At 61.6% G+C, this 17708-nt stretch carries 16 protein-coding genes and 1 pseudogene; 9 read left to right on the plus strand and 8 right to left on the minus strand.

Annotated features, from left to right (window positions below; translation table 11 throughout):
• The first annotated feature begins 1 nt into the window (after nucleotide 1).
• Entirely contained in the window at nucleotides 2–1912 is a 1911-nt protein-coding gene (locus GJ698_RS03200; RefSeq protein ID WP_154356117.1) for a CHASE domain-containing protein, read from the plus strand.
• Here GJ698_RS03200 and GJ698_RS03205 read toward each other — a convergent pair.
• The gene (locus GJ698_RS03205; protein WP_154356118.1) at nucleotides 1903–2718 is read right to left on the minus strand and encodes a sugar phosphate isomerase/epimerase family protein; all 816 of its coding nucleotides are present in this window, start codon (nucleotides 2716–2718) and stop codon (nucleotides 1903–1905) included. The two genes, GJ698_RS03200 and GJ698_RS03205, sit on opposite strands and share 10 nt — an antisense overlap.
• Nucleotides 2718–3557 (minus strand): phytanoyl-CoA dioxygenase family protein, encoded by an 840-nt coding sequence (locus GJ698_RS03210; RefSeq protein WP_154356119.1) that lies wholly within the window; start codon nucleotides 3555–3557, stop codon nucleotides 2718–2720. The genes GJ698_RS03205 and GJ698_RS03210 overlap by 1 nt, the downstream gene beginning before the upstream one ends.
• Nucleotides 3558–3667: 110 nt before the next feature.
• Between GJ698_RS03210 and GJ698_RS03215 the strand changes: the two genes are divergently transcribed.
• Nucleotides 3668–4600 carry a LysR family transcriptional regulator gene (locus tag GJ698_RS03215; protein ID WP_229259805.1) on the plus strand — a complete coding sequence of 311 codons (933 nt, stop codon included), beginning with the start codon at nucleotides 3668–3670 and terminating at the stop codon, nucleotides 4598–4600.
• A 79-nt stretch (nucleotides 4601–4679) separates the two neighbouring features.
• Entirely contained in the window at nucleotides 4680–4931 is a 252-nt protein-coding gene (locus GJ698_RS03220; protein WP_154356120.1) for a hypothetical protein, read from the plus strand.
• Between the two features lie 935 nt (nucleotides 4932–5866).
• Here GJ698_RS03220 and GJ698_RS03225 read toward each other — a convergent pair.
• Nucleotides 5867–8206 (minus strand): TonB-dependent receptor, encoded by a 2340-nt coding sequence (locus GJ698_RS03225; protein WP_154356121.1) that lies wholly within the window; start codon nucleotides 8204–8206, stop codon nucleotides 5867–5869.
• 195 nt (nucleotides 8207–8401) lie between these two features.
• On the opposite strand from GJ698_RS03225, the gene GJ698_RS31335 reads away from it, so the two are divergent.
• From GJ698_RS31335 to GJ698_RS03240, 4 genes are all read left to right on the plus strand, one after another.
• The gene (locus GJ698_RS31335; RefSeq protein ID WP_371865111.1) at nucleotides 8402–8584 is read left to right on the plus strand and encodes a hypothetical protein; all 183 of its coding nucleotides are present in this window, start codon (nucleotides 8402–8404) and stop codon (nucleotides 8582–8584) included.
• A 76-nt stretch (nucleotides 8585–8660) separates the two neighbouring features.
• Nucleotides 8661–9017 carry a hypothetical protein gene (locus tag GJ698_RS03230; protein ID WP_154356122.1) on the plus strand — a complete coding sequence of 119 codons (357 nt, stop codon included), beginning with the start codon at nucleotides 8661–8663 and terminating at the stop codon, nucleotides 9015–9017.
• Nucleotides 9018–9092: 75 nt separating this feature from the next.
• Nucleotides 9093–9698, plus strand: coding sequence for an alpha/beta fold hydrolase (locus tag GJ698_RS03235; protein ID WP_154356123.1), 606 nt, complete (start codon nucleotides 9093–9095; stop codon nucleotides 9696–9698).
• Between the two features lie 255 nt (nucleotides 9699–9953).
• Entirely contained in the window at nucleotides 9954–10316 is a 363-nt protein-coding gene (locus GJ698_RS03240; protein ID WP_154356124.1) for a hypothetical protein, read from the plus strand.
• Between the two features lie 288 nt (nucleotides 10317–10604).
• Here GJ698_RS03240 and GJ698_RS03245 read toward each other — a convergent pair.
• From GJ698_RS03245 to GJ698_RS03255, 3 genes and pseudogenes are all read right to left on the minus strand, one after another.
• A pseudogene (locus GJ698_RS03245) lies at nucleotides 10605–10940 on the minus strand (helix-turn-helix domain-containing protein); the annotation flags it as partial.
• Between the two features lie 238 nt (nucleotides 10941–11178).
• The gene (locus GJ698_RS03250; protein ID WP_154356125.1) at nucleotides 11179–12690 is read right to left on the minus strand and encodes a S10 family peptidase; all 1512 of its coding nucleotides are present in this window, start codon (nucleotides 12688–12690) and stop codon (nucleotides 11179–11181) included.
• 63 nt (nucleotides 12691–12753) lie between these two features.
• Nucleotides 12754–13803 carry a M29 family metallopeptidase gene (locus tag GJ698_RS03255; protein WP_154356126.1) on the minus strand — a complete coding sequence of 350 codons (1050 nt, stop codon included), beginning with the start codon at nucleotides 13801–13803 and terminating at the stop codon, nucleotides 12754–12756.
• 152 nt (nucleotides 13804–13955) lie between these two features.
• Here GJ698_RS03255 and GJ698_RS03260 point away from each other — a divergent pair, with 152 nt between their 5' ends.
• Nucleotides 13956–14408, plus strand: coding sequence for a hypothetical protein (locus GJ698_RS03260; RefSeq protein WP_154356127.1), 453 nt, complete (start codon nucleotides 13956–13958; stop codon nucleotides 14406–14408).
• A gap of 3 nt (nucleotides 14409–14411) precedes the next feature.
• On the opposite strand, the gene GJ698_RS03265 is transcribed toward GJ698_RS03260, so the two are convergent.
• Nucleotides 14412–15041, minus strand: a complete 630-nt coding sequence (locus GJ698_RS03265) for a DUF6624 domain-containing protein (protein ID WP_154356128.1) — start codon at nucleotides 15039–15041, stop codon at nucleotides 14412–14414.
• A 158-nt stretch (nucleotides 15042–15199) separates the two neighbouring features.
• On the opposite strand from GJ698_RS03265, the gene GJ698_RS03270 reads away from it, so the two are divergent.
• Nucleotides 15200–15535 (plus strand): apolipophorin, encoded by a 336-nt coding sequence (locus GJ698_RS03270; RefSeq protein ID WP_229259806.1) that lies wholly within the window; start codon nucleotides 15200–15202, stop codon nucleotides 15533–15535.
• Here the strand turns inward: GJ698_RS03270 and GJ698_RS03275 are convergent, their stop codons facing one another.
• The gene (locus tag GJ698_RS03275; RefSeq protein ID WP_371865112.1) at nucleotides 15536–17590 is read right to left on the minus strand and encodes a tetratricopeptide repeat-containing diguanylate cyclase; all 2055 of its coding nucleotides are present in this window, start codon (nucleotides 17588–17590) and stop codon (nucleotides 15536–15538) included.
• Between the last annotated feature and the right edge of the window lie 118 nt (nucleotides 17591–17708).

A 17708-nucleotide genomic window follows, 5' to 3' on the forward strand; every position in this document is an offset into this window, starting at 1 on the left:
CATGCGCGGGCGCGGCTACCTGGCTTTCTTTGTCGGGATATGCCTGACAGCCTGGACCTGCTATTTTGTGATGGAAGAGCAGCAGAAGCTGCAAGTGCAAGCCGGCTTCCAGCGCGACACCGAGAAGGTGGCGCGCGACACGCAAACCCGCCTGCAAATCTACTTCGACACGCTGCACGCCATGAAGGGCGTGTACGCCGTCAACGACCGCATCGACCGGCTGCAATTCCACCGCTTCGTCAACGAACTGAAAATCGACAAGCGCTATCCGGGCTACCAGGCATTGCAATTCGTGCGGCCGGTGCCGGAGGCCGAGCTGGCGGCGTTTGTGGAGGGCGTCAAGCGCGACGGCTATCCGGCCTTTCATGTGCACCCGGCCGCGCGCCGTCCGCTGCACTACATCATCGAATACACCGAACCGCTGAAGGGCAACGAGAACGCCTTCGGCCTCGACCTGGCGGCGCTGCCGCCGCACCTGAAGGCGCTGGACATGGGGCGCGACAGCGGCGAGGTTGTCGCCACCGAGCGCATCACGCTGGTGCAGGACGCCACCGGCGAACCGGGCTTCGTGGCGCGCGCGCCGGTGTACCACAACGACATGCCGCTGGAGACCACGGCGCAGCGGCGCGAGGCGCTGGCCGGCTTTGTGGCGATTGTGTTCCGCGTGAATGCGCTGATGCGCGAGGTGGTCGATCCGGCGCTGCTGGCGCATCTGCACGTGCGCATCGAGGATGGCGGCTTCCAGCAGGGGAGCACGCCGCCGCCCGGCGTCGATACGCTGCTGTACGACAGCGACGTCAAGGTGGAGACGCACCAGCAGCGCGCCGACAACGTGCCGGGGCTGACGGCGCAGACCGTGCTGCCGGTGGGGCAGCGCAACTGGATCCTCAAGTTTGAAGGCCGTTCCGGCACACGCTACGGCCGCTCGCAGCTGCCGGTGGTGCTGATTGGCCTGGCGGGCATCATCATCAGCGCGCTGATCGCGGCGCTGCTGGTGGTGAACCGGCGCGAGTCGGATACGCGGCAGGGACTGGAAGTCAGCATGAAGGAACTGGAACGGCAGAAGAGCAACGTCGAGCAGGCCCGCAACGATCTGTCGCGCGTGGTGGCGACGTTGCGGCAGGCGCAGACCAATCTGCAAACCTCGGAAAAGATGGCGTCGCTCGGCGCGCTGGTGGCCGGCGTGGCGCACGAGCTGAATACGCCGATCGGCAACAGCCTGCTGACCGCCACCGCGCTGGCGGACATGGTGCGCGACTTCGAACGGCAGATGAAGGAAGGCGGCGGCTTGAAGCGCTCGGCGCTGGAGGCGCACCTGTGCGATGCGCGCAAGGCCTGCGACATCATGGCCCATTCGCTGACGCGGGCGGCGGATCTGATCACGTCGTTCAAGCAGGTGGCGGTGGACCAGGCCAGCGGCCAGCGCCGCCGCTTCCGGCTGGACGAGGTGCTGCACGATACGCTGTCCACCTATGCGGCCCAGCTGCGGCGGGCGTCCTGCTCGGTGACGGTGGATGTGCCGGCGGACCTGGTGTTCGATTCGTATCCGGGCAGCTTGAGCCAGGTGCTCAACAACCTGATCGGCAACGCGCTGCTGCACGGCTTCGACGGCCGCGAGAGCGGCGTGCTGGCGATCAGCGCGCGGCGCGAGGGGCGCGACCTGGTGGTGCTGCAATTGAAGGACAACTGCATCGGCATGACCGACGTCGTGCTGCATAAAATATTCGATCCCTTCTTCACCACCAAGATGGGACAGGGCGGTTCAGGACTGGGGATGAATATCGTTTATAACATTGTGACCGGCGTGTTGAGGGGAACCATCCGCGTGGAGTCGGTGGCGGCGGCGGGCACCAGCGTGCTGCTGGTGCTGCCGCTGTCGCCGGCGCCGGAAGAGGAAACGGTTCAGGCGTAGCGCTGACGCAGCAGCTGCAGCATCGCCACGTTCAGCTCCCACGCGTTCGAGACTTCCTTCTGCGTGTAGGGCAGCGTTTGCGTGTACGGCACCGGGCCGAATTCCGGCGTCAGCGTCATGCGCTCGGCGCCGGCCGCCCGCCGCAGGCGGATTACCTCATCCCACCACGACAGGTGCGCTTCCAGCGCGGCCTGCGATTCCGGCGCGCGGAAGTCGGCCACCTGCGGACCTTGCGCGTGGCCGACGCGGGCGTGGATGTGGCGCACGTGCGGCAGGGTTTGCGCCAGCGTCTCCGGCTGGTCTTCCAGCAGCGACTCGCAGGCGCAGCACCAGTGCGACAGGTCGGCGGTCAGTTGCAGGTCCGGCAGCTGGTGCAGATACGGCAGCAACAGCATCGGGTGGCCGCTGAAGCGGCTGCGGTGGATCTCGTGCACGATCGCCACGCCGTGCTGGCGCGAGATGTCGGCGGCGAGGTCCAGCAGTTCGCGGTTCTGCGCCGGCGTGAAGTAGTCCTTGCCGGTGTGCGAGTTGACGTGCAGCGGCCTGGCGGCGCAGGCGTTGTGCAGCAGTTCGGCCAGCGCGGCCTTGTGCGGTTCAAACGTTGGATGGAACACCGTCTCCCACTGGGCGACGATCAGGCCCAGGCCGGCGTCGGCGATCTGGCGGGTCCAGTCGTCGCGTTCGGCGGCGTCCAGCGGCAGCGACATCTCGATGCCGTCGAAACCGGCGGCCTTGACGCGCTCGATGAACACCGGCGCTGGCAGCTCGTTGTTGCCCCACTGGGCGGCGAAGATCTCAATCCGCATTACAGGAAGCCTCGCGCCGGCAGCTTGTCGTCGCGCTGGATCCAGTTCTGCGGCGAGTAGCTGGTGGCGCCGTCGGTCACGTGCAGCGTGTAGGCGTGGCGCGAGACCGCCGAGCGGTTCGGCGCGCTGTAGTGCGGCAGCAGGCCGTGGAAGCACACCAGGCTGCCGGCCTTGCATTCCAGCGGCACGGCGGTGCTGTTGTCGGGCCAGGCCATGTCGCTGAGTTTTTCCATGCGCACGTCGTCGCCGTTGCGCAGGAAGCGTTCGCGCATCGGGCCGCGATGGCCGCCCGGTTCGGCCCACATGCAGCCGTTGTCCAGCGTGGCGTCTTCCAGCGCGAACCAGAAGGTGGTGACGCTGACCGGATCGGTGTCGAAGTAGGTGGCGTCCTGGTGCCAGCGCACTTCGCCGCCGATGCCCGGCTGCTTGAAGATGTACATCGATTGCCAGACCTTGGGATCGGACAGGCCCAGTTCGCGCGCCAGTTCTTCCAGGCGGGCGTCGGCGGTGAAGGCGCGGAAGGCCGGGTCGAGGTCGTGCATGGCGTGGCCGATCTTGTTGATCGACAGCGACTTGGCCTGCTTCAGCTGGCCGTCGGCGCCGAAGGCTTCCTCTTCAAAGAAGCAGCGCACGGTGTTGTCCGAGCCGAGGAAGTAGTCGTCGGTGGTTTTTTCCTGCTCGATGGTGCTGAAGATGCCGGATTGGGCCGCCGGATCGAAATCGTTGACAATCTCCGCAGCGCGGGCGCGCAGGGCGGCAATTGCTTCCGGGCTTTTGAAGCCGGGGATGACGATGAAGCCATCGCGTTGATATTGTTGTTTTTGGGATTCTGTCAGCATGTCTGGCTCCATGGCGGGATATTTGATTCATCGCATTTTACGGACATGGCGCGTCCATCACAATCCGCAAAAGGTTGACACATTGTCGCCAAAGTGGAGACAATCAAGCCATGGACCAATTACGGGCGATGGAAATATTTGTCGAGGTGGCAAGGCTGCGCAGCTTCAGCGAGGCCGGCCGCCGGCTGGGCCTGACGCGCGCCATGGTCAGCAAGCACATCCTGCAGCTGGAAGAAAAGCTCGGCGCGCGGCTGCTGCACCGCTCCACGCGCGAGGTCAGCCTGACCGACGTCGGCCAGGCCTACCTGACGCCGTGCATGGCGACGGTGGCGCAGGCGCAGGAAGCGGCGCGGGTGGTGGCGCAGAGCGGCGACGATCTGGCCGGGCCGTTGCGGATACAGGCGCCGTCGAGCTTCGGCAGCGCGTGGCTGGCCGCCGCGCTGGCGCGCTTCGCGCTGCTGCATCCCTTGCTGGAGCCGATGCTGTTCGTGGACGACGCGCTGCTCGATCCGATCGAGCACGGCTTCGATTTGACGATACGGGTGGGCGGCATACCGGACGTGCATGCGCTGGCGATGCGGCCGCTGGCGCCGTGTCGCGGCGTGCTGTGCGCCTCGCCGTCGTATCTGGCGCGGCACGGCATGCCGGCCACGCCGCAGGATCTGCAACAGCACCGCTGCCTGCACTTCAGCCACCTGACCGACGGCACGCAATGGCACTTCACGCGCGGCGACGAGCAGCAGACGGTGCGCGTCCCCGCCGCCTTCACGGCCAACAACGGCCTGGTGCTGCAACAGGCCGCGCAGCAGGGCCTGGGCATCGTCTACAACACCACCTTCCTGGCCTGGCGCAGCCTGATGGAAGGCACGCTGGTGCCGGTGCTGAGCGACTGGGAACTGCCGCTCAACCACCTTAGCGCCCTCTATCCCGCCAGCCGCCAGCCATCTCCCAAAGTGCGCGCCCTGATCGATTTCCTGGTCGCCGAATATCACCCGGTTCCGCCATGGGACCGCGAACTACAAACCTCCGGCATATTGCTCTAAGCACGTGAGAATTTGCGTATTTTTGCGATTGAGCAAGGTGTTATCCTGATCGCCAACATTTCCACACTTGGCGGATACCATGCATTTCTGGCAGTGGCTTAACTTTATCATCGTGCTTCTCGTCTTCGGGGCGTACCTCGTGGGTAAGTTGCGGCTGGTCGCATTGCGTCGGGCGGGCCGCTATCCGATGCCGGGGCAAGCCGTCATGGCTGATGTGGAGCGTTTGCTGAAAAGCGGTGAGCGAAGCTGGGCCATACGCTGCTATTGCGAGATTCATGCTTGCAGTCTCCGGCAGGCGAGGGATGCGGTAGCGGCATTGGTCAAACAATAGAAAGTATTGAAGGTCAGAAGCCATGGAAAAAATAGTCACGTTGTGGCGCCGTCTGACTTGGCATGCTCGTTACCTGATCAGTGGTCGGATCAGACCGGACCCCGGCGTGACTCATGAGTTTGAGCTGGTCGCAAATTTCGCGGAAGCGCAGTCCGCCATGGCGGAGAGGTACTTCTATGTGCAGTAGTAATGCATTCAGGCGGCGAGGTGAAGGCCTGACCAGTTGTTTGAGCTTGCGTACGATTTCAGTTATTCAAAACTAAGATCAGTCGCGAAGGGAATTGCTCGCGTCACCCCGTTAAACAGCCTAATTAGCATGGCGGTAATCGGCCACAAGTGGTCTATCACAATGATGTTCGGGCTTAGGCAAGAGCGGACACTGCTACGCTGTCAGCCATCTACGTCAGCTGGGAGGCTGCGCGTTGCGATATTCGTTTACTCCCAGTTGGCTTGCCGCCTCATATCCTGGTATTTGAAGGATTTACGAACATCGAACTTCCACGACGCGAAAGTTCGGGGCCATCCTCATCAGTGAACAGTTCAACGGAAATCAAACCAGGCCAATTTGAAATAGAGCTGCAATCTGGAGATACCCTTCGGGTTGAGGCTGCTTATTGGGCGTTTCGACCTGAAGTCGCCTGACTGCAGCCGGCCAGCACCGGACTGTCGGCAATCAATGATTAGACGAGTGATACAGAATGCTGCTTCTTGATGCAATTTTCTTGATTGAACAAATGTCGGAGCGCTCTGTAACCTGACAGTGCTGGCAACCACTTTGTATTTCACGCCGGTGCTGTCGGCAACGCTGACCAGCGTATGACTGGGCATTCAGCCGGACAGCAGTCTGTTTTACGGCGTGGTCATGGTGACAGCAGGGTCTTTGCTCTGTCTGTGGGCGACGTCGCGGCGCCCGGCTGCGTGAGAGCGGGCTCGGCTTAGCCGGGGAAGCCACGAGAACCGCCGCCGCCACCATTGCCACCCTGGCCTGGGCCGCGCGTACCGCCTTCGCCCGGCTGTCCACGGAACATATTGCCGTTACGCAGACGCGAATCGCCGGTCACGCCGCCCAGGCTGAAGCTCAGCGCGACGGTGTAAACCCGGCCCGCCTGCCTGCTATAGCTCTCCGACTGCACCGTGTCCGAGTACTGAATCGTGTGGTTCACGTTGCTATTGAACAGATCGCGGATGCTGGAGCGCAGCGTGATGCCCGGCGCCAGACGCCAGCTCCAGCCAGGATTGACCTGCCAGGTGGTGTCGCTCTGGCTCAAGCCATTCAGGCGCTTGCCGTTGTAATTGCCGTTCAGCTGGAAGGTGTGGTCGCCCGTGGTGTATTGCGCGCGCAACTGCACGATCTTGGGATTGGAAACCAGTTCGAATTCCTTGGTGTAGCGGGTGCCATCGGTGTTGTACTGGTTGGCCAGCACGGACTGCGTGAGGTGCTGGAGATTGATGGTCGCGCCAAAATTCAGTGACCGGTCGGGACGGCCCTGGAAGTTGATGCTGACGCCGTTGGTGGTCTTGGCGCCATAGTTCATTGCCTCGCTGATCACGATGGCCGTACCAGGCACTGGCGTCAGGGCGCGGCCGATCAGCGGTGAATCCTTTTCGCGGTAAGGCGTGATGGTGTAATTCAGCCAGCCCGACTTGTCGTCATATTTGAGTTCGTATTTATCGCCATGCATGGGCGCGATGCGCGGATCGCCCAGCGTGTAGCTGGTGTCGTTCACATACTGGACATTCGGGTTGATGTCCGCCAGCGAAGGTCGCGTGATGCGGCGGGTATAGGCGCCGGTCAAGGTAGAGTTGCCCAGCTCCCCCCAGGCGTATTGGACAAACATGCTCGGCATCAGCCGCTTGCTGCTGTCGCCGCCGGAGTTGTTCTGGTTGATGTACTCGATGTCGCGGTCGATTTTTTCGTAGCGCAAGCCGGGCTTGATGGTCCAGTGGTTGGTTAGCTTGGCGTTGGTGGTGACATACACCGCGTAAGAATGCTCGGTGGTCTTGAACGCGCTGGCGCGATCGACGTCGATGATTTCTTCACCGGTAAGCGGATCGATATTGAAGTAATCGGCATCGGTCTGCCCGGTGTTGATGCCGGCCTTGACGCCTGCCGTCAGCAGCACCATGGGCGTCAGTGCCTTGGTATAGTCCATGCTCAATTCGCTTAGGCGGCTGGTGTTGTTATTCCCGTTCAGGAATTGCGCACGCGGCCCGGTCGGCGGCAGGATGGTGTAGCTGTTCAGATTACGGTTTTCGCCTTCGCGGTTATTGCCGGAAGTGCGGAAGTCATAGCTCAGCTTATCGGTGCGGTTGAACTTTTGTTCGTAGGTGAACGCCAGCTGATACACCGTCATGTGGCTGTTGCCATTGCTGCGCTGCTGGTATTGCTGATACGGCGTCGGCGCCCCTTGATAGGTCAGGTAGTCATACAGCGATTCGTTATCGCTGTTGGTGCGGTTGTAGTTGAGCGCCAGCCGCGCGCGGTCCGTTTCCCCCACATTGTAGGTAAAGGTCGGATTCAGCATGAAGGTATTCGAGTCCGAACGGCTCGATCCGTCGCGCAAAGTGGACGAGGTAGTGGGGCCGCTGTTGACCAGCGAATTGGACCAGCCAGTCCGTGAGTTGATATTGCTGTTGATGCCCGCCTGGCCTTCGATCTGATAGCGCCCCTCGTTGTAGCTGCCGACGATGGAAGCGTTATGCCGGCCACTCTGCCCGATGCCGGCGCTGACCGCGCCCTGGCCACCCTTGGGACGCACGCGGCGCGTGATCAGGTTGAGGATAGGACCGCCGCCACCCTCGGAGCCGAATTCGGCGCCTGGCACCGTGATCACCTCGACGCTTTCCAGCGCTTCCGCCGGATAGCTGTTCAGCGCATCGCCGGCGTTTGCGCCGGAGAACATCGCGGAGCGTTTGCCGTCGACGAAAATCTGGGTATTCTGGTTGCCGCGAATGGCAACCTTGCCATCCTGGTCGACCGTGACGTTGGGGACGTTGGCGATCACGTCGGCGGCGGAGGCGGCCGGTGTGATTACTTCCTGTTTGAGATCGTAGACGGAGCGGTCGATCTGTTCATTCGGCCTTTGTGCCACCACGTCGACGCGCTGCATGGCGCTGTCGTCGGCGGGCTTTTCCTCGGGCTTTTTGCTGATTTCCGCCGACACGGCAGGTTTTACGGGTGTGGCTGGCGGCGTTTGCGTTTGTGCCTGAGCGGCCGCACCGGCGCACAGCAAGGCCAGTCCGGTGACGCTGGCGGAGATCAAGGGAGTTTGCATTATTGAAAATTTAAGGAAGTCTTGTTTCTGGTGTATTGCTGCTTTGTAAAAGTCCGATACTTGTCATTCTCAAAAAAACTGGCCGCAAAGATATCCTCAACTGGCGAAGTTTTCCTTAAACCGTTGTCTGCAGGACGCGCATTTTAAAGAGTGCCTGCTATCAACGATGTGGACCAGCAGTAGGCCTGGCTCAAGGTGCCGACCACCCGCGTGCTCCCACCGGGCGCCGGCAGTCTGCACATAATTCTGGCAGTGACAGACCATGGTACGCCGCGACTGACGCGTTACAAGCGCATCATCGTCAATGTGGTCGGGTATGCGCCGACTTCATCAATAGGGGATTTCTCACGCGTTAGAATTTGTGCATTTTTCATCTAGGCAATAATGCTATGCTGGACCCATCGGCGTCAGACGGCCAAGAGCTGACGCAGCTAGATCCTTTGAAGAGGTATCGATGAGAAAATTTAAGACCGGACTCATTGGAGTATCTAGCGCTGCCATCAGCCTTTGTGTGGCCTATTGCAATTACGTCGCGTTAGAGAATTTCTCAGGGGCTGTCAGGTTATTTTCTATCGTGCTTTCTGCATTGGCCGTGGGAGTATGCCAAGGCGTCTTTGTTCAACGCGCTGAACATAAGGCCGTGGGGATGGGGGCATTTTTCGGCTTACTGACATTGTGGTTGCCAGTCATCGTTGTGACTTATGGATTCGCGTTAATGGCACTACCATTGTTGGCGGCTTTTGCGATGCTCGTGTTTTATGGCGCAAGAGTTGGAGCCAATCTTCGTGTAATTTCTTGCCGTTCGGCATAGCACTCTGTCATATTACGGCCAGGAGCGGACCTTGCGCACGTGCGCAACTGCCTTTTATTTAACGCACTGACATCAATGCCTACGAAACTCGTTTTTCTTCCTGGCGCACTAGGCCGTATGGATTTCTGGATACCGGCCGCCGCGCTCATTCGCCATCCTGCCGAAAAGATTCATTTCGGATGGCCGGGATTCGGTCCCACGCCCCACGATCCAGACGTGAACGGTATCGACGATCTGGTCGACAAGGTAATTGCTGAACTTGATGTCCCCTCCGCACTTATCGCGCAATCTATGGGTGGAACAATTGCCCTGCGCGTGGCGCTGGCCCGGCCCGATCTGGTGACCCACCTCATCCTTGCAGGGACGTCTGGCGGCATTGACGTCACCGGACTCGGCGCAGAAGATTGGCGACCTTTTGTCCGAAACGACTATCCGGCACTACCTGGCTGGTTTCTCGATTATCACGAAGACCTGACAGATCGCCTTCATCGAATCAGTATACCGACCTTGCTACTTTGGGGTGATGCCGATCCTATCAGCCCAGTCAAGGTAGGTGAGAAACTGGCCGCGTGTCTGCCACACTCTAAGCTTCATGTTATTGAAGGCGCCGATCATGATCTAGGTTATACCCACGCGCCACAGGTCGCGGCATTAATCGATCGGCTATTGGGTTCAAATTGAAAGCGAAAGCAAAGATCGATTTTCCTTTATGCACATAAATCGCTGATCGAGCAACGTACATGGTCAGGCTGTGTAGTTTTGCAGGCAGTGGTTCAGCGGAGTTTGAACGTCTGCTTCGGGTCGGCTTCTGCCTCATGGTGACAGAACGTGAGCTTTGCACGAAGGCAAAATGCTATCCTCACTAGGTTCGGCCGCGTTCGGCCAGAAGCTGACGTTCAAGATGGCGCCAAAATTTGATGGAAAAGAGGCTTTGTAATGCCGTTGAATCATCCAGGGGAAGTTGAGCACTATGCGTTTTTCAGCGCCCACTTAGGTGCAAGATTTCAATCGGCAGGTTTGCGCGTACAGTTCCATTACAATCAAGAGTCGGGGATACACTTCGCTATTCAGCCTCCGGAAGAGTACGCTGAGTCGATTATTAAGGGCCTGAGCGATGGGCTTGCTCGTTATTTTCCGAGTTTTCCGGACTCAGGCAGCGTGTGGATTAAGGAAGTCGTTGTGCATGATATCGACTCGTCTCAGGCAGCTTTTTATCGGGCAGGTCTGCTGGTCATGAGTCAAGCGTTCGCTTTAGCGGAAAGCGTCGCATCAGACATCCGGACGGCTGATTCTGCTTAAGGGCAGTGTGGCTCATGTCGGCCAAGAACGGACCGAGTGCAAGCAAACCAGGGCCACTGGCAAATCAGATCGAGACTACTACACATGAACACCTCCCAATTATCCTCCTCGGTGGTGGCCGCCTCGGTGTGGCAAAGAGCAATCGCCCGTCTAATTGACCTTACCGCGCTTGTCGCTCTCGCTGCGGCCGCGATGTTCGCCTCACACAAACTTCAGTTTGATCGCTTTCCAATATCAGATGGCATCGTGCTTTTCACGATTGTGTGTTCGTTTGCTGGCCGGATTGCCCCTCTCAGATTGACCCTCCCTCCAGGTCCTCGCGAACGCCGCGACCCTGTCGTAAGACCCCTCGAACCCCAATTCTTTTAGGTCCTCGTGGATCTGTTTCAGAGTGCGCCGCTGCTTGCGCGACTTGGCCGCCTCGGTCTTGAGGATACCTGAAAGCTGGAACGTGTATTTGTCGATGGCGCGGGGGGAGCGCCGCTCAGCGTAGGCTGGCTCTATGGTTTCCGAGCGCAGGTAGCGTCGGACGGTGTTTCTGGAGATGCCAAGCCGCCTGGCTATCTCTCTCAATGGGATCTGCTCGCGAATGTGCCAGCGTCGAATAATGCCTAGTAATGCCACGTCGATCACTCCAATTCCCCGCTCAATGTCATGAGCAGGATTGTGTCTTAAACGTGGGTCAGATTCGTTTGCAAATTATGCGGCAAAGTGGGTCAGATTTCGCTGCAAATCAACACGTTGACACTTGGCGTGGCGTGGGCCATCGGCTAGCGCACCCAATTAGGTACGAATAACAAGCCGATGGCGACTATTCTTCCATGCTACTTGGCGACAGGTCCGCTTTTGTCGTCAGCAGCGTTCATTTCGTGAACAAGGCTTGCGCGTCGCGCTTGAAGGCCTGGGCCGAGCCGTCGCGGCTGTAGAACATGTGGCCGCCCGGGTAGACTGCCAGATGCGCCGGCGCCGCCATCGGCGCCGGCATCTGGTCGAGGATCAGCGCCGATGTGAAGTAGGGGCAGGACAGGTCGTTGTAGCCGTGGACGATCAGCACGCCCATTTTCGGGTCGTTGGCCATGGCCTGGCGCAGGTCGCTGACGGGCTTGTCCTGACTGGCGCCGCGGTCCCATGCGCTGTTCACTTCGTACGACAGGGCCTTGTACAAGGCGTCCGATTTCCAGCCCACTTCACGCGTGACAAAGTCCACCATGGCGCTGGTCGACGGGGCGATCAGCGCGTTCAGGATCGGGTCGCCCGAGCGGCGTTCGGCCGAGGCGGGGAAGGGATCGTAGGCGGTGACGTTGGCGTCGTAGACCGAGCCGATCTTCTTGTCGCCGCGATGCAGTTCGCGCAGGAAGGTGTTGCTGTCGAGGCGGCCGTCGAGTCGGCTGACGATGGCGGCGTCGATGCCGGTCAGTTCGGAGACCTTGCTCACCAGGCGCGTGACGGCGTTCGGGTCGGAACGGCCCGCCAGCAGGTCGGTGGCGAACTGGCCGCGGGTGTAGGCTTCGATGCCGTGCATCGCTTCCGGCGTCAGCTTTTGCTGCGCTTCGAGGTGCGAGGCGGCCATCGACGGCAGGTTGATCATCCACGGCAGCGGCGATAGCGCAGTGTCGTCGCCGATGGCGGCCGGGTCGAGGTAAGGCGAGACCATGATCAGGCCTTTGATGCCGACGCCGAGCTGGGTCTGCAGTTCGTGCGCCAGGCGCGGGGCGCGGTAGCCGCCGTAGGATTCGCCCATCAGGAATTTCGGCGAGCGCAGGCGGCCGTTCTTGACCAGCCAGTCGTACACGATGCGCGACAGGTATTTGATGTCCGGCTCGGTGGCGAAGAAATCGGCCTTGGCCTTGGCCGGCTCTTCCAGCGCGCGGCTGAAGCCGGTGCCGATCGGGTCGATGAAGACCAGGTCGGTCATGTCCAGCCAGGTGTGCGGATTGTCCTGCAGCTCGGAGGAGTCCGACGGCGCATCGCCGGCGGCGCCGAACTGCACGCGGCGCGGGCCGATCGCGCCCATGTTCAGGTAGACGGACGAGGCGCCGGGGCCGCCGTTGAAGGCGAAGGTGACCGGGCGCTTCGGACTGCTGCCCGGCACCACGTAGGCGGTGTACACCACTTCGCCGATCACCTTGCCCTTGGCGTCGCGCACCTTGATCGACCCCACGGTCGCATCGTAGTTGAACGGCTTGCCGTTCAGGCGGATGGTCTGGTGGATGGTCTTGTCTTCGGACAGCGGCGGCAGGTCGAGGTCCGGCTTGCCGGACTTGGCGTCGGCCGTTGGCGCCGCGTCGGCGGCGTGGACGGCGGGCAGGACGCCGAGAAGGGCGGTGGCAAATGCGGCGCTGCGGAGCAGCCTGGAAAATGGTGCGCTGGACATGGGTTCCTTATCTGGTCTGGGAAAGTAAACCATCGGAACAGTAGCACAACCTTCCGCAAAATATCAGGTCATCCGCCAGGCACCGTCGCGGTAGATCAGTTGGTCGTCGAGGTAGACGCCTTCGGTGACGGCGAAGACGTCGATGTGGTAGCGGGCGTCCTTGCGTTTCAGCTGCGGCTTGGTGTAGACGCCGTGCTTGGCGCCCAGGGACAGGTGGATGCCGCACATGCGCTCGTAGGTGCCGATGTCGTCGACGAAGCAGTCGCGCGAGAAGGCGCGGTTCATGCCGAAGCCCAGTTCGCGCAGCCATACTTCGCCTTCGTGCTCGCGGATGATGGACAGCATTTCGTCAAACGCCGGCGTGCTGTTTTCGGCGCCCACCACGCGGCCTTTGTCGACGATGATGGTGATCGGCGCCGCCGGCTTGTTGACCAGGAATTTGGTGTCGCCGAACACGAAGATGCGTGCGCGGCCGCTCACCGCTTCCAGGTCCTGCGCTTCGGTGAACACTTCGCCCAGCGGGAACTGGCCGCCGATATTGGTCATGCCGCTGTAGTCGCCGATGTTCAGCTTGGCCGATTCGAACGGCGAAGCGAACACCAGCCGTTCGCCATTGCCGGTGTCGACCACGCCATGTTGCGCCTGGTCGATGCGGGCTTTCAGCGCATGGCCGACGCCACGGTAGTAGGCCGGATCGTAGGCCAGCGAGTCGATGTAGTGCAGCCCCTGCTGATCCGGCATGCGCGACAGGTGCACGTGTTCGATCACTTTCAGGCCGCGCTTGAACAGTTCGATGCGGATGCGGTAGGCGTCCATGCGGAAGCTGCCGGACTGGATCAGCACCACCAGGTCGCCGGCGTTCAGGCGCGCGAAGGTGGCCAGGATGGCGTCCGGCGCGGTGCTGTCGAAGTCGATGAACTGGGCGTCCGGCACCACGCGGCGGTAGGCTTCGGTCAGCGCGCGATTGAGGTCGGTGCGGGTGTCGTGGACGATCAGCGCGGCGTGCGGCGCGCGGTGTTCGATGGCGATGGTCAGCGTGTCGCGCAGATTGCGTTCGGCGGTGTCGACGGCGTGCTCGGGAATGCTGCCGAAACGGGAGGGGGAGGACGTCATGGTGGGGCGCTTATCGGGATCAGCCCGCATTATAAGGCAGTTGCCATGCGAGCCACGCTGGTGCGCATTCTCCTTGTAATGGGCAAAGGAGCGATATAGAATGAAAAAAATAGCCTAGCGGCAACTCCGTGGCGATAACGACAGGAAGCGTGATGACCGTATTGATGGGACAGGATTTGCCGCTGGAGCGACCGGATGCGACCGGGCGCGCAGCATTATTCGTGCCGACGGCGGCAATCAAGGGCGATGTGCTGGAGACGGTGCGCATGGGCGCGGCGATCGTCGGTTATGGCAACCATGACCGGACCTTGACTATTTATTACGAAAGCAACCGTTTCAACGAGCCGAACCTGTTCAAGTGGGAGCAGAAAGCGCGCAAGGCGTTTGAGCGGCTGGCCGAGAATCTGCCGACCGTGTCCAAGATGGTCAGCAAGCCGGAGAATTTCGAGCAGGTCGGTTATATCAGCAGCAAGGGCATCCTGATCCGCCGCATGGAAAAGCTGCGCAACTGGCTGGAAAAGTCCGAGGCGCTGGATGGCGCGCCGGAATCCGAAAACGTGGTCTTCACGCCGCCGCCACCTCCCAAGAAAATCGTCGAAAGCTGACGCTCAGTTCACCTGCGCCGGGCAGCTGGCCGCGATAAAGTGGCGACGGCCTTCGGCTTCATATTCTTCCACGCTGGGCAGGCCGATGGCGTGCCGGCGTGCGTTCGCCTTTTCCAGGCTGTCGATCGGCGACATTTGCATGTGGCATTCGTCGCTTAGCGTGAATTGCGTGCCGTATTCCTGCGGGCGGTCCTCGGCGACGGCGATGCGGTCTGCCAGGTAGGCCAGGTCGCGCGCGGCGCCGGTGCCGGCTTTGACGGATGCTTCGAGCAGATCGCGCGCCTGCTTCTGAAAGGCGATGTCGCGGTCGGCGTGCTGGGACAGCAGCCAGGCGCTGTGGCTGGCCGCTTTGCTCGTTGGCCAGCCGCAGGTGCGAATGATGTCCTTCAGCGCTTTCAGGTTGTCGGCGTCGACGATGGTCCAGCGGTTTTGCAGGTCGGTCTTTTCCTGCGCGGTCGCTGCGGGATTGTGCAACTGCTGTTCCCATTCACGACGCACCTGCTGGTCGGCGTACGCCAGCGTATTCAGTGGTGCGTCCAGGGACTGGCAGTCAATGGTGGCGGAGGCCTGGTTCAGGTGGGCCATGACGTTGTCGCCGGACCACGCCTCGGCATGCGAGAGGGCGGCCGCCATGAGAAGGAGAAATGCCAGAGGTCGAAGGTTCATTCTCAATAGTCTAGCAGTTGTTCTGATGGCAAAAATGCGCGGTTTGTCACGTTGCCTGTCGTGCGCTGCGGCGGCGCGGGGCGTTGTATGCTGTTGGAAAGAATACATTCTTTCAGGAGATGATTATGATGATCCGCTATGTCGCTGTGGCCCTGGCCACGCTGGCGCTGCTGGGCGGCTGCCAGAAGAAGGACGATCCGAGCGAAGCCGGTCCGGCGGAACGCGCCGGCCGCAAGATCGACGAGGCCACGCAGCAGGCCAGCCAGAAGCTGGACAACGCCGCCCAGCAAGCCAACCAGCAGCTCACCGATACCGCCAAGGAAACCAGCCAGAAGCTCGACCAGGCGGCCGACAAGGCCAGCGAGAAGCTGAACGAGGCCACCAAGGAAGCCGGCCGCAAACTGGAACGCGCCGGCGAGAAGATGCAAAGCGCCGCCGACGAGCGCGAGGCCAAGAAGTAATCAGTGCTTGCCGGCCGCGTGCTTGATCGAGACCACGTTGGTCTGCTCGGTCGGCGGCGGCTGCTGGTCCGGATCGCCGCCCAGCACCACGCTCAGGTCGACGAAACCTGAGCGCCACGCGCGTTCCAGATCCTGCTCGATGGCTTCCATCGACGTCAGGTGGAAATTGTCGAAGCCGCGCACGCCGTAGGCCCGGTTGCGGCCATGCGCCTTGGCCAGGTACAGCGCCATGTCGACCAGGTTGACCGCGCGTTCCCACGCCAGCGGCTCGCCGCCCGGCACCAGCGGGTAGGGCGAAAAGCCCACCGACACATTCACCGAAATCTCGTGCTCCTGGTACTTCAGCGATTGCGACGAGATGCCCAGCAAAATCCGCCGCGCGATTTCATCGACGCCCTGGCGCGGTATCGCCGGCAGGAAGGCGAGGAATTCCTCGCCGCCCCAGCGCACGATCATGTCGGTCTCGCGCAGCGCGATGCGCAGGTTCTCGGCGATCATCTTCAGCACCGCGTCGCCGGCCGCGTGGCCGTAGGTATCGTTGATATGCTTGAAGTGGTCGACGTCGAGCAGGAACAGCGCGCCGACCACGTCGTCCGCGCGCTCCTGCACGGTCAGGCCGCGCATGAAGTCCTGGAAGTGGCGGCGGTTGTACAGCGAGGTCAATGGGTCCAGCGTCGATTGCGCCTTCAGCTCCAGGTTCTTCACCTCCAGCTGCGCGTTGGTGTGGCGCACCTTGCGGTACAACAGGCCGACCACCGCCGCCGTCAGCGCCAGCACCAGCGCCAGCAGCCACCACACGCGCTGCTGCAGGCGGCGGTTGTCGATCTCGGTGCCCTTGACCTGGTTCTCGCGGCTCAACAGCTCGATCTGGCGCTGCTTCTTCTCGGTCTCGTACTTTTCCTGCAGTTCAAGCATGGCCTGCTGGCGGCGCCGTTCAAACAGCTCGTTGGAGATATTGCGCTCGCGGTGATAGGCCTGCACCGCGCCGGCCAGGTCGCCCGCGCGTTCCAGCGCCTCGCCGTATTCGCGCAGCGCCGCTTGCAGATCGGGCTTGTTGTTCTCGCGTTCGTAGCGGGCCAGGCCCAGTTCATACTGCTTCTTGCCTTCGGCCAGGCGTCCCATGCCGATGTAGGCCTGGCCCAGGTTGAGGCGCGCCGTCGCTTCGGTGGATTTGTCCCTGGTCTTGTCCGACGATTGCAGCGCTTCCTGCGCGTACTGCACGGCGCGCGCGTAGTCCTGCTGCTTGAGCTGGATGTCCGACAGGTTGACCAGCGTGATGCCGACCATGCGCTCCGCGCCCAGCTTGCGTTCCAGGTCCAGGCTTTCCTGCAGCACGCGCAGAGCGCGCTTGGGCTGGCCGGAGTCGATGGCCAGGCCGTACTCGGTGTTCTTGGCCATCGCCATGCGGCCGGGAGAATTCAGTTTTTCGGTTTCCGTCAGCAGCTCGGCCAGCGTTTCGGCGGCGTTTTCGTAGCCCTTCATCTGCGTGTGCAGCTTGGTCAGCGCGTTTAGCGCGGCGACCAGGCTGATGGCGTCGCCGGCGGGCGGGCGCGCAATGTCCACCGCGCGCTGCAGCTTGAGCAGGGCGGCCGGGAAGTTGCCCTGCTCGGCGTAGGACTGGCCGGCGGTGATGGTGGCCTGCACCTGCAGCGGGATGTCGGTGGTGGTCAGCGCCAGTTTTTCGGCGGCGAAGGCCATGCGGTGCGCGGCGTCGACTTCGGCCTGGGCAAACAGCACATAGGTCTTGGCCAGCATGCCCTTGGCGATGATGACGTTGTCGCGCAGCGAGGTGCCGAAGGCGATGACCTGGTCGGCCGCTTCCATCGCCAGGTCGTTCTGCCCCAGGCGCATGCGCACGGTGCTCATCTGGTTGAGGAATTCGGCGCGGGTGTAGGAGGAGGCGGCGACCAGTTCCGGTTGCAGCTTTTGCAGCTGCGCCAGCGCCTTGTCGGGCACGAAGCGGCTTTGTTCGCGGACGTCGAGGATGCGTTCATCCAGCGTGGCCTGGGCCAGCGCGCACGCAGGCGCCAGCGCCAGGGCCACGGCTAACGCCACGGCGCTTCGTCGCCCATGCCACCTTCCGCCATTTTTCAATCCAGCCAACTTGACGCCCTCACAATTGCTGTGCAATGTCTAGACAATTATAGGCGTGTTGCAGCCGAGAAAGCCCTGA

Origin of the sequence: Duganella aquatilis (assembly GCF_009674565.1) — a bacterium.
GTDB lineage: Bacteria > Pseudomonadota > Gammaproteobacteria > Burkholderiales > Burkholderiaceae_D > Rugamonas > Rugamonas aquatilis.